This window comes from Rahnella aceris (genome assembly GCF_011684115.1).
GTDB lineage: Bacteria > Pseudomonadota > Gammaproteobacteria > Enterobacterales > Enterobacteriaceae > Rahnella > Rahnella aceris.
Genome location: NZ_JAADJV010000003.1, coordinates 415472 through 428530 on the forward strand (window position 1 = coordinate 415472; position 13059 = coordinate 428530).

The window sequence follows — 13059 nt, forward strand, 5'->3', positions numbered from 1 at the left end:
GTCATGGGCTGGGAACGTCAAAAACCCTTTACGACTGAACAACCCTCACCTCCCTCTTCCGGTGGCTGGTTAATCAGTGGTGTGCTGGCGGTGATTGCCGGTGTGTTGTTATTTGTTTTACATGCATCAGGAACATTCAGTGCACTGAAAGCCATAAATATCTGGTTATTCGCGCTGATACCCATAGTGCTCTGGATACTGACTTTCAGTACCTGTGGTTATCTTTATGGCCGCGAAATGGAGCGTTTCCAGTTCTTCCAGCGTGAGGCTGAACACGCTCAGCAACAATGGACCGCATGGGCCGAACGTTATATCGCGCTCTCAGCAAGTTGCGTCATGCTGCCGGACAGTATTTCAGCGGCCTTATTAAAGCAAAACCTCAGAGGGTTACCACAGCAGCAAGGGCTGGTTCGCCACATTGATTATTTGAAAGATAACAAGTCGGTCATTAATACGTTGCTGGAAGGTATTCAGAGTGCCCTGCGGATACTCCCCCCTGAGTTAGCACTTCAGGTCACGGTATTAACCGATGAACCTGAATCAGGCAGGCAGAAATTATTCGCACTGTTTGATGAGTGCTGGCAGACCCGTGCGCCTGAAAACCTTCGTCCTGCATCGCTGAATATCATCGATCAGCTTTCATTCCGTTCACTTGATGAAAGGCTCGGACAACCGGAATCCACAGTCCAGTTGATTTTGGTGATACAGATGAACGGGAATACTCATTATTCCGACGGTCTGGCCGCATTGTTGTTCACTAGTGATGATGTCGCGCAAGAACATGCTTTACCTCACATCGTCCGCGTACTGCGGCCTATGCCACTGGATGTGGGTAATCTCAACGAAGAGCTGACTTTACTTCTTACGACACAAACGCAGGCCTGCCGGACTGCCCGCGTCCTGGGTGATCACCAGAAATGGACCGGGTCCTCCGCCGCACTTATCACCATTGGAAATGCGCTGGGTACTCAATGGGAGGCCGAAAATATTCTGACTATCGAAACATATTGCGGCATTCAGGGGCCATTCTCCCCATGGTTAACCCTCGCGCTGGGGGCTGATTTTGTTCATATCGGACAACAATCTTGGTTAGCGTTATCCACAACAGGAGCAGAAAATTTTGTTTACACCATCGCATCAGGGAGTGGGGATGAGCGTATTAAGTAGGCTCTGGCGTTTTGGGGGCCTGACGGTTCTGCTATTGGCTTTGCTTAGCCTCATTGGATGGACTATATGGCATCACGGTGATTTCTTCGGCCTCGATACCACGGGCAAAAAAGCCGGAGCCTTCCTTATGATCTGCGTACTCGGTGCAGCGCTGCGTTTTGGCCCTGCACTGCTGCGACTGGTGCGACAACTCATGCATCGCGAAGAAGAAAAGCAGCAGAACATACTGCCGGGAAGCGAAGAGCGCCTGGTACAAACTGCACCACGCCACGTCACGGTAACTGAACTGCGGGAAGCCCTGCGCCAGACCTACGGCCGTTTCTGGCCCCGCAAAGTCCGCATTCTGCTGCTCACCGGCAGCGCTGCTGACGTTGAGCGTCTGACGCCCGGTCTGACATCGCAATACTGGCAGGAAGATAGCGGTACCGTGTTGGTGTGGGGGGGAGATTTGGGCGCACAGGCCGACAGCGCGTGGCTTAACGCATTGCGCAATCTGCGCCGTCGCTCGCTGGATGGTGTGATTTGGGTGACATCTGCGCTGGCGCAACATACCGCGAACGGTCAGTTGCAGACTCAGCCCCCCCTCACTGCCGACATGATGGACAGCGCCGCGAAAGCCTTTGCCGTTCGCTTTGATCTGCTGGGATGGCGGTTGCCGCTGTATGTATGGTCGCTGCATCCGGCCGAGGGTGATAATAAAGATCGCATCACCCAGCCCGTCGGCTGCCTGCTGCCTGCTGCCTGCAAACCTGATGAACTCAAAATCCAGCTCACCGCGCTGGTACCGAGGCTGATCGCGCAAGGTACACAACAAATCAGCGCCAGCACACGCAATCAGTTCCTGTTGCAGCTTGCCGACCAGCTGGCGCAAGCACCGGGCGTTATTATTGAACCTGTCGCCGCATTGCTGAATCCTTACCGCCCTTCTCCCCTTGCGGGCATCATGTTCAGCCCGGTGTCGGTGAATGCTCAGCGCACCGTGAAACATCACTGGGGTAAGGATAATCGCTGGGATGTTCTGCTTAATTCGCTGCCGTCATTACCCGCAGGGTTGTCGGCCAAGAAACTCGGGTTCGCCTGGGGCAAAACGTTCGGCGCAATTGCCGCAGGTGTGATGGTGTTATGGGGTGCAGGAATGGTCATGTCCTTCCTGGTTAACCGCCAGACAATAAATACCAGCGAAGCACAAGTGAAACAGGCTGCGGATGTGAAGCAAGTGCTTCCCGTGCGACTCAAAGCCCAACGCGAACTGCAAAATACGCTCGGTAAGCTTCAGTATCGCCAGCAGCATGCCCCGTGGTACAGCAGTTTTGGACTGAATCAGACTGACCCTTTGCTGACTGCACTTTGGCCTCAGTATGCCGCCAGTGCAATGCCACTGTTGCGTGACGCTGCCGCTCAGCACCTGGAAGACCGTCTCACCACCTTCGCAGGGCTTCCTCCGGGCGATCCGCGTCGGGATGCAATGGTAAAGCCCGCTTACGATCAGCTAAAACTCTATCTGATGCTGTCACGTCCTGCAAAAATGGACCCCACCTGGTTTAGCAGAACACTGCTGAGCGACTGGTCACAGCGTAAAGATGTGCCCGATGGTGTATGGCAGGGTGAGGGGCCTGTTCTGTTGGATTTTTATGCCCGTAACCTTTCCCGCCATCCTGAATGGCAGCTTTCTGTTGACGAAAATCTGGTCAGTCAGGTTCGAACTTTACTCATCCGCCTGATGGGCGCACGTAACAGTGAATCTTCGTTGTATCAGAAGATGCTTCGTCAGGTCGCACACCAGTATGCAGATATGACTCTGTCCGATATGACGGGTGATACCGATACTGACAGGATTTTTACCACCGATGCCGTGGTGCCGGGCATGTTCACCCGGAAAGCCTGGGATGAGTCTGTCAAACCGGCGATTGAGAAAGTGGTTAACGGCCGGCGTGAAGAAATGGACTGGGTGCTGAGTGATAACAAAACTGCAGTGTTGCAGCAGGACTCACCGGAAGCGTTGCAGGCACGCCTGAAAGAACGTTATTTCGCAGACTTCTCCTCAAGTTGGCTGGAATTTTTAAACAGCCTGCACTGGCAACAGGCACAAACCCTGTCAGATGCTATCGATCAACTGACCCTGATGGCGGACGTACGTCAGTCGCCGCTGGTGGCGCTGATGAATACCCTGAGCATACAAGGTAAAACCGGTCAGAGCGGAGAAGCGCTCTCTGACTCGCTGGTGAAATCTGCCAAAAATCTTTTAAACCGCGAAGAACAACCGGCGATTGACCAGCAAGCCGGTGCCCGTGGTCCGCTGGATGCGACATTTGGTCCGGTACTGGCACTGATGGACAACAAAAGCAGTGGGCAAAGTAATACCAGCCTCAGTCTGCAGACTTTCCTGACACGGGTTACACAGGTGCGTCTGAAACTCCAGCAGGTTGTTAATGCCGCCGATCCACAGGCGATGACCCAAACACTCGCTCAAACGGTATTTCAGGGCAAAGCGGTGGATCTGACTGAAACCCGTGATTACGGCAGCCTGGTGGCGGCAAGTCTGGGTCAGGAATGGAGCGGATTCGGGCAGACAATTTTTGTTCAGCCAATGGAACAGGCATGGCAGCAGGTGCTGACTCCTGCCGCAGAGAGCCTGAATGTGCAATGGCAGACGGCGATTGTCGATGACTGGAACAGCGCATTCGGTGGCCGTTATCCATTAAAAAATACCAGCAGCGAAGTGTCACTGCCGCTGATGGCCCGCTATCTCAACAGCGACAGCGGTCGCATCGCCCGTTTCCTGCAAACTCGTCTGAACGGCGTCCTGCATAAAGAAGGCAGTCACTGGGTACCTGACAGTATCAATGCGCAAGGACTGACCTTCAGCCCGCAATTCCTCAAAGCCATGGATACCCTGAGTTACCTCTCTGATGTGGTTTTCACCAATGGCGAAGCGGGGATGCATTTTGAGCTGCGTCCGGGCACTGCTAAAGATGTCATGCAAACGGATCTGGTGATCGACAGCCAGAAGCTCAGTTATTACAACCAGCTGCCTGCCTGGAAGCGCTTCACCTGGCCAAATGATACCGAAGCACCGGGCGCCAGCCTGAGCTGGATCAGCACGCAAGCAGGCACACGACAGTTTGCCGATCTGCCGGGAGCCTGGGGGCTGATCCGCCTGCTCGATAAAGCGTCAGTTACGCCGTATCAGGGTGTGAGCAGCAGCTTTAATATCACCTGGAAAGCACCGGACAGCAGACTGCTGAATTACACCCTGCGCACCGAAGCGGGTGAAGGTCCTCTGGCTTTACTGAGACTGCGTGATTTCACCCTCCCCGCGCAGATTTTCCAGATTCAGGCCGTACCGCTTGTACCTGCAGAAAAACCTTTTGATCCTGACGCTATCGCTGAGGAGCCGTAATGGCCACATTAAATACACTGCAGAACGCGTGTTCTGCAGAACCTGCGTTTCTGCTGGAACAGGCACAACAGCAAGCCTCGCTTTGGGATAACTGGCTACAGCCGGTTACGCAGGACATGCCTGCCGGAGAAGACCCCGGCTATGACGACAACTTCCAGCAAATGCGCGAAGAGGTTAACAAACTGTCCGGTGCGGATACGTCCCTGACCTGCGAGCTGGCTGAAAATCTGCTTGTCTCACACTGCAAAGATGTCCGCGTTGCGACCTATTACATCTGGGCACGTTTGCATCGTGACGGAGAAACCGGTCTGGCCGACGGCCTTTCTTTGCTGGCCGGGCTAATTACACGCTTTGGTGAAACCCTGCATCCGTTGCGGTCTACCAGCCGGAAAGCCGCGCTGGAGTGGCTGGCAGCCTCACGTGTCCTCGACAGCCTGTCGCTTTTCCCTGAAGTGGACAAGAATGATTTTTCACGCATCGTCGGTGCACTGTCGCTCATCGAACAGGGATTAAATTCCTGGGAACCCGCCACCCGTCCGCAGTTTGGGGTGCTTTATGGTGCGCTGGAAAACCGGCTTGCGCAGTCCGGTGGCTTTGATGCGGTTATCCCGCAGAACAGCAGCGCAGCAACAACCGGCCACACGTCAAACACGTCTGCTGAGTCCCCGACACTTAAACCGGTGACTTCAGGACGCGACCTGCTCGACCAGGCAAAACTGCTGGCGAAATACCTGCGTGATCAGCCATCCGGCTGGCTCTCAGGTCATCATCTGATTAAAAGCATCCGGCTGGATACTCTGCATGAATTGCCTCCGCTGGCTGCCGACGGACGTACCCGTTTGTCGCCGCCGAAACCCGAACACCGCGCCCTGCTCAAGCGACTTTATCTGCAGCAAAGCTGGCTGGAGCTGCTGGAGCAAACCGACAGTCTGTTTGCTCTGGGGGTGAATCATCTCTGGCTGGATCTGCAATGGTACATCCATCAGGCGCTTGTCAAAGCAGGCGCCCCCTATGAAACCTGGGCTGACATCATTAAGCAGGATCTGAACGGATTACTCACTCGTTTACCCGGTCTTGAAGGGCTGGCATTTGATGATGGCACACCATTCGCCGATGAGGTCACGCTCAACTGGATTAACCAGCAGGTGATGACGTCCTCCGGCAACTGGGGCAATGAACCTTCCGCATCAGCCACGACGGCGGGTGATGACGATATCCTTCAGCTGGAACCGGAAGCGCTGGCTCAGGCCGACAGCGGCGGCGTGGAAGCCGCGCTGAACTGGCTTCAGAACCGTCCCGGCACCCGCACACCGCGCCATCTATGGCTTTTACGCCTGCTAATGGCGCGCGTTGCCGAACAATATGGCAAAAATGACATGGCGCTGCATCTGCTGGGAGAACTGGACAACAATGGTTCGACGCTCACTCTCACGCAGTGGGAACCAGAATTGTTGTTTGAAGTGAAAGCCAGACGCCTGAAACTGCTGCGCATGAAAGCCAGCCGCGCAGACACCGATAAATCCCGCCTGCACGGTGACATGGAATATCTGCTGGCCGGACTCATCGCCCTCGACCCGGCACGCGCTGCGGTACTGTGTGGCTAACGGAATATAAGGAAATACCCGCATGATGGATATTGCACAAGACTTGCTGTCGCTGTCGAAAACGACCCTGAACCGCTACCGCCTGAGCGTGCCGTCCTGCCAGGCAGAACTGGATGTGGAAAGCTTCACCGGCAGCGAGGCCATGAGCCAGCTTTACCGCTACAACGTGACGTTTACCAGCACGGCCAAAGATATCGATTCCGGCGAACTTCTCCGCCAGCCAGCGACGTTCACCATGAGCTCCGGCCCGCTGGCAAGTCTGTCAGAACAAAAAGTCGTTCACGGCGTGATCACGGATTTTCGCCGCATCTCAGGCTCCGCTGACCAGGTGCAATATCAGATTACGCTCGAGCCCTTTCTGGCACTGCTCGCAAAGCAGTTTCGTACCCACCGATTCTTTGTGAACAAATCTGTCCCTGACGTGATTGAACAGGTGCTGACCGAACATGGCCTGAAGGGATGGGAGTTTGAGTTTTCGCTGAAACTGACTTACCCGAAACGCGAGCAAATCAACCAGTATCAGGAAAGCGATCTGGCCTTTATTGAACGTCTGCTTTCAGAACTGGGGATCTTTTATTTTTTCTCCCTGCAACCCGATGCACAGACCGAAGTCATCCATTTTGCCGACAAGCAAAGCGCTTATCAGTTCGGTAAAACCCTGCCGCTGAACAGCCCGTCCGGGATGAGCGACAGCGGTGCGGATTCTGTCTGGGGAGTGAACATTCAGCACAGCGTGGTACAAGCAGGCGTCTCCAGCAAAGATTATAACCATCGGCAAGCGCAGCAGGTTTTACAGTCTGCCAGAGCAGACATGACGCGCGGAGCGGGCGAAGGCATCACTTACGGCGAGGTGTATCACTATAAACCGCGCCATCCGGAAACCGGCGGCAAAACCGATCCGGCGGCTGAAACCGCCAACTTTATGGCGCGCCTCGACCACGAACGCTTTTTGTCACAACAAACGACCCTTTCCTTTTTCAGTAACGATGCCACGCTGCAACCCGCGCAGGTGCTGACGATTACCGACAGTGCGATCCCCTCAACGCTGCCGGAATTGCTGACATCTCCTGTCGTATTGATCCACGCCCACTTCAGCGGCAGCCGCAAAGATGCCCTGAAAGTCCGGCTGATGGCAGTACCTTACAGTGAAACTTTATGCTGGCGCCCTGCTCTGCTGCCGCGTCCCGTGGTCAGCGGCACCCTGATGGCGCGCGTCACCAGCGCCAAGGCCAATGATATTTACGCCTGGCAGGATGTGTCGGGGCTGTACCGGGTCAGATTCGATGCCGACCAGGATGATAAAGCACAGGGTCAGGAAAGCATGCCGGTGCGCTTCGCCAAACCTTACGGCGGCGATAAGTATGGCATCCACTTCCCGCTGATACAGGGCACGGAAGTCGCGATTGCGTTCCACGACGGCGATCCGGACAGGCCGTATATCGCGCACGCGCTGCATGATTCGCGCCACACGGATCACGTCACGGAGCAAAACAACACCCGTAATGTCATCCGCACCCCGGCTAACAATAAGCTGCGGATGGAGGACAAACGCGGCGAAGAACATATCAAGCTCAGCACGGAATACGGCAGCAAGACGCAGCTCAACCTCGGGCATAACGTGGATGCCAGCCGTGCGTTACGTGGTGAAGGTTTTGAACTGCGCACCGATGAATGGGGCGCAATTCGGGCCGGAAAAGGCATATTCATCAGCGCCGACGAGCAACCGGCAGCCGGTGGTAAGCAGCTCGAGATGGACGATGCCATTGCGCAGCTTGAACAGGCGCTGACACTGGCACGCAGTCTGGCGAAGGTGGCGGAAATAGCCAAAGCCACGCCGGGCGATACCGACAGCCAGAAAGCGCTCAATACGTCACTGAAAAAACTGGAAGCGGCAGGCATTCTGATGTCTGCGCCACAAGGCATCGGTATCGTCAGCCCGTCTGCGGTACGCGTTGCCTCCGGCAGTCAGAGCGTCGGCGTAATGTCCGGCAGCAATACCGACATCAGCAGCGGCAAGTCCTTTACTGCCGCAGCGGGTGAAAGCGTCAGCCTGTTTGCCCAAAAATCCGGGATGAAACTCTTCGCCGGGAAAGGAAAAGTCGACATTCAGGCGCAGGGTGACGAATTATCGGCGCTGGCCAAAAACGACATCACCGTGACCAGCACGGAAAGCACCGTCACGATCACCGCCGCCAAAGAGCTGATCCTGACCTGCGGTGGCGGTTACATCAAACTCAGTGACGGCAATATTGAAATCGCCGATCCACAAAACATCCTGTTTAAGTCAGCCAACTGGCAAAAGATGGGACCGGCGAGCGTAAATACTCCGCCAGTTGTGTTCCCTAAAGGTTACGGTGCGGTTTACGCCTTACAGGATGAAGAAGGAAACACCATTCCTTCAACGGAATACCGCATCACCACCGCTGAAGGCACAATTTATACAGGTGTTTCTGATGAAAACGGCAAGACCATGAAGGTTTACACCAATGCGCCTGAAAGAATGAATATAGAAATTCTGGGCACCAGGTAGAACGATTGTTAATTCAAGGAATATACAGAATGGCGCAACGCAATACATGGGAAGTCAGTGATGGGCAACATACAACTGACGTAAACGTTTCAGAAAAAATCGTGATTTGTAAGCGTAAAGAAGTCCCCGGCATCACGCTTACCATCGGTATGTTTTTCGATGGCACTGGTAATAATGTGTTTAATACTGATAAACGTCTTCTGGAAACCTGCACCAGTCTGGATGTGGGAATGAAAACCGAAGATGCCGCATCCTGTGTTGAAAAATTAGGTAAAAGCGGCAACGGTGCGGGGAGCTATCTTGGGTATTATTCGAATGTGCATTGGCTTCATACTCTTTATTCTCAGGACAATAAAATCACTGATGATAAAGAGCAGTATCAGCGTGCTATTTATGTTCAGGGGATTGGTACGTCAAGAGATAAGGATGACAGCCTTATTGGGATGGGGATAGGTGTGTGGTTTGATGGCGTAGTCGATAAAACAAATGAAGGCGTTGCATTAATTACTGAACAAATTCAATTACTACTCAAAGAAAGCAAAAGTAATTCATGTGCGATTGAAAAAATCCAGTTTGATATCTTCGGCTTCAGTCGTGGTGCCGCTGCTGCCCGTCACTTTGCGAACCGTGTCAGAAACAACGATCAGGCAATACAGGAAGCCATCACGAAAGGGCTGGATGGCCGGAATCAACATGGCAAACCTGCAGGGGAAGTTCGCTTTCTGGGGCTGTTTGATACTGTCTGCGCGGTCGGTGCGGTAACAAATTTGTTTGACGTCCACGGCGGTGTAAACCCCGGCATTGAGCTGGCGCTTCCAAAAGATATTGCACAAAAAGTCTTTCAGATTACCGCAATGCATGAATGCCGCTATAACTTCAGCCTGAACAGCATTAAAGAATCGTGGCCAGAACTGGCCTTGCCCGGTGTACATTCGGATATTGGCGGTGGCTATAATCCGCAGGAAAAAGAATACCTGTTCCTCTCTGAACCTGGATTTGAGACCGTCAGGGATAGCATTCCCGTCGAGATGACGAATATTTATCGCAGTTCCGCAGCGGAAATACCTGACCTGCGGGTATTGCCAAATCTGAGCCCCCTCATGCTTTCCGGGGAGATTACACTGGGAACATGGTATGACTATTTGGTCAATCCGAATAAAAATCGTATGGGTGTGACGGAAAAGCGTGTTGGCGCGGCGGTGACAATGGAACGTACCGTCACTAATGACTGGTCAAAGGTAAGTTTACGCGTGATGCTAGCCGCCGCTCAAAGCGCTGGATGTATATTTGATCCAATTCGCGATACGAATATCGCATTAAGATTGCCACAAGAATTAGAACCGTTGAGTCAAAAAGCCATTAACCAGGGAAAAGCAGTTATAACTGGAGGTAACTCAGCTCCCTTCACTTATGAAGAAATACAATTGATTGGGAAATACATCCACTGTTCTGCAAACTGGAACGCAGTGGTATTTAAACACGTCTGGCTCGATGGCAATAAGGTCAAGGCAATTTACGGCGCGGTAAAACCGGCAGAACTTGTCGGTTTTGTTAACCGTCCTAATCCCGGCTGGGTGCGCGCCGTATGGAATATGCAAGGAGCAAAGGCATGAAAACAATAACAGGTCTGCTATCCCTGCTTCTGTTAGCGGGGTGCACCGGCAGTAAAGCGCACGAACAACAAAGAAACATTAAAGCCCCCTGGGATGAATGGTACTTTGCATTTACTACCCCTAAGGCCCTGCCTGCTCAGGTTACTCTGGTAAAATTACTCGACACCGAAGGCTATGGTTATGTGTTCGAAACAATAAACCAACCACAGGGCATCAGTGTGGGAAAATGGGATGACCAAAACTCAGCTGGCGGAACCCAGTTCAATAAAGCAAAGTCCCCACCTCAAATGATTGTTTTTTGTTGGGACTCTATTATTGACAAGAAAACTTATGAAACCACTTTATTCTTTTATTCTGATACCTGGGAGAAAATGATTACCCCTTATCCAACCCCCCTCACTCCTTCAAAAAGTGCCTACCGGCAAACGATGTTAATAGGCCTGGCTCCGGAAGGTATCGTGCATACCTGGTTAAGACAGTATGGCCATCCTGATATTTTATTAACTAGCACAAAAATAACCACTGTTTCAGGCAAGGATTTGGATATGTGCGCTGGGGTAACTAACAGTGACTTTAGCTATGGGTACGATGACGACATTAAAGAATTCATAAAAGATAAGAAATATCCCTACGGCAGTTGGTGATGAGTTTCAAGGACATAAATATATGCAAGGAACTAAGGCATGAAAACAATAACAAGTCTCCTATCCCTTCTTCTGTTAACAGGTTGCACCAGTGGCAATGCGCAAGAACAACACGGAACTATTAAAGCGCCCTGGGATGAATGGTATTTCACGTTCTCAACCCCTAAGGCCCTGCCTGCTCAGGTCACCCTTGTGAAGTTACTGGATACCGACGGTTACGGTTACGTTTTCCAGACTATCGATCAGCCACAAGGCGACAGCGTTGGAAAATGGGATACCCACAATGGTCTGGGATCTTCACCTTTTAATAAGGCAAAATCTCCACCGCAGATGATTAAGTTTTGCTGGGACTCTATTATTGACAAAAAAGTGTATGAAACCACCTTATATTTCTCTTTGGACACACAACATAAAATGGTGAGTTCAGAGCCTGACTGGTCAAATCCGAAGGAGACTTATTACTTCCGGTATATGGTGATTGGCCTGGCACCGGAGGGAAAAGTCAGAGTTTGGCTAAAGAACAATGGAGACCCTGACGTGCTCCAGACGAGCACCCAAATAACTACTGTATCAGGGAAGGATTTAGATATGTGCGCTGGGGTAACTAACAGTGATTTTAGTTATGGGTACGATGACGATATTAAAGAATTCATTAAAGATAAAAAATATCCCTACGGCAGTTGGTGATGAGTTAGAAGGACATAAATATATGCAAGGAACTAAGGCATGAAAACAATAACAAGTCTCCTATCCCTTTTTCTGTTAACAGGTTGCACCAGTGGCAATGCGCAAGAACAACACGGAACTATTAAAGCGCCCTGGGATGAATGGTATTTCACGTTCTCAACCCCTAAGGCCCTGCCTGCTCAGGTCACCCTTGTGAAGTTACTGGATACCGACGGTTACGGTTACGTTTTCCAGACTATCGATCAGCCACAAGGCGACAGCGTTGGAAAATGGGATACCCACAATGGTCTGGGATCTTCACCTTTTAATAAGGCAAAATCTCCACCGCAGATGATTAAGTTTTGCTGGGACTCTATTATTGACAAAAAAGTGTATGAAACCACCTTATATTTCTCTTTGGACACACAACATAAAATGGTGAGTTCAGAGCCTGACTGGTCAAATCCGAAGGAGACTTATTACTTCCGGTATATGGTGATTGGCCTGGCACCGGAGGGAAAAGTCAGAGTTTGGCTAAAGAACAATGGAGACCCTGACGTACTCCAGACGAGCACCCAAATAACCACTGTTTCAGGTAAAGAGTTAGCAATGTGCAAAAACGAAACGAATTTCCCGGATGGTTACGAATACAGCGAAGGTATGAAAACCTTCATTAAAGATAAAAAATATCCCTACGGCAGTTGGTGATGAGTTTAAATAAAATAAATATGACTTTAATAAATGTCTGACATCCACTTCCCGCCGGCGCATTGCACCAAAATAATCACACCTTACCCATCCTTATGTCAGTCAGAGATTTTATATGTCATAATTCCTCACCCCAAAGAATATTATTAGAGGTGGGTAGGGTTAATGCGAAGTTTTTTTTAAAATAAGGAAATCACGTGCTGAAAAAAATCATTTTACTACTGAGTTCAATTTCATTTTTTGCCTTAGCAAATGAACCCACCCCATGCAGTAAAATGCAAGGGGAATATCAACGTGTAAAATCCAGTCACGGCATTCAAGATGATAACACCATCACGTTATATCTTAATAAAATCAGCAATACGAATAATGGATACTATGGACTACTCTATTCTGCATCTTTCCAGCAATTATTGCAGCCGCTGGTGAGAGAAAACCCTCAGTGCAGCATAATTTTTGAGAATGTCACCCTGCGCTTCACTACAGACACCAAAAAATACAACTGCCATTACATTTTAAGCGACAATACTGACAATTCTAAATTCTACTGCATGAAGAAAACCTCTGACACGCTCACTAATGACATTATTCAAATTTTTAAAAGTAATAAAAATGAACCTTTCTATAATGACATGTCAGACATAGAGGGTGTTATTAAATGGAGTAATGAATCTGACAATTAAAGGCCCTGGATGCCGTTTGAATTTTCTTAAGCAACACATGTTTT

9 protein-coding genes are annotated in these 13059 nt (G+C 51.0%); all 9 read left to right on the forward strand.

Going from position 1 to position 13059, the window contains the following annotated elements:
* The first annotated feature begins 3 nt into the window (after positions 1 to 3).
* Complete coding sequence (locus GW591_RS17425) at positions 4 to 1167, forward strand: hypothetical protein (protein WP_037033072.1); 1164 nt, start codon at positions 4 to 6, stop codon at positions 1165 to 1167.
* Positions 1151 to 4567 carry an ImcF-related family protein gene (locus tag GW591_RS17430; protein ID WP_166861126.1) on the forward strand — a complete coding sequence of 1139 codons (3417 nt, stop codon included), beginning with the start codon at positions 1151 to 1153 and terminating at the stop codon, positions 4565 to 4567. Before GW591_RS17425 ends, GW591_RS17430 begins: the two co-directional genes overlap by 17 nt.
* A complete protein-coding gene (tssA, locus tag GW591_RS17435) occupies positions 4567 to 6171 on the forward strand; it encodes a type VI secretion system protein TssA (RefSeq protein ID WP_166861128.1) in 1605 nt (534 codons plus the stop codon). Before GW591_RS17430 ends, tssA begins: the two co-directional genes overlap by 1 nt.
* Before the next feature lie 25 nt (positions 6172 to 6196).
* A complete protein-coding gene (locus GW591_RS17440; protein ID WP_404814856.1) occupies positions 6197 to 8701 on the forward strand; it encodes a type VI secretion system Vgr family protein in 2505 nt (834 codons plus the stop codon).
* 29 nt (positions 8702 to 8730) lie between these two features.
* Positions 8731 to 10314 carry a T6SS phospholipase effector Tle1-like catalytic domain-containing protein gene (locus GW591_RS17445; RefSeq protein ID WP_166861132.1) on the forward strand — a complete coding sequence of 528 codons (1584 nt, stop codon included), beginning with the start codon at positions 8731 to 8733 and terminating at the stop codon, positions 10312 to 10314.
* Positions 10311 to 10958, forward strand: coding sequence for a DUF2931 family protein (locus GW591_RS17450; RefSeq protein ID WP_121019818.1), 648 nt, complete (start codon positions 10311 to 10313; stop codon positions 10956 to 10958). The genes GW591_RS17445 and GW591_RS17450 overlap by 4 nt, the downstream gene beginning before the upstream one ends.
* Positions 10959 to 10997: 39 nt before the next feature.
* The gene (locus GW591_RS17455; protein WP_121019819.1) at positions 10998 to 11645 is read left to right on the forward strand and encodes a DUF2931 family protein; all 648 of its coding nucleotides are present in this window, start codon (positions 10998 to 11000) and stop codon (positions 11643 to 11645) included.
* Positions 11646 to 11684: 39 nt separating this feature from the next.
* The gene (locus tag GW591_RS17460; protein WP_121019820.1) at positions 11685 to 12332 is read left to right on the forward strand and encodes a DUF2931 family protein; all 648 of its coding nucleotides are present in this window, start codon (positions 11685 to 11687) and stop codon (positions 12330 to 12332) included.
* Between the two features lie 197 nt (positions 12333 to 12529).
* Positions 12530 to 13015, forward strand: coding sequence for a hypothetical protein (locus tag GW591_RS17465; protein WP_119262414.1), 486 nt, complete (start codon positions 12530 to 12532; stop codon positions 13013 to 13015).
* Positions 13016 to 13059: the final 44 nt, after the last annotated feature.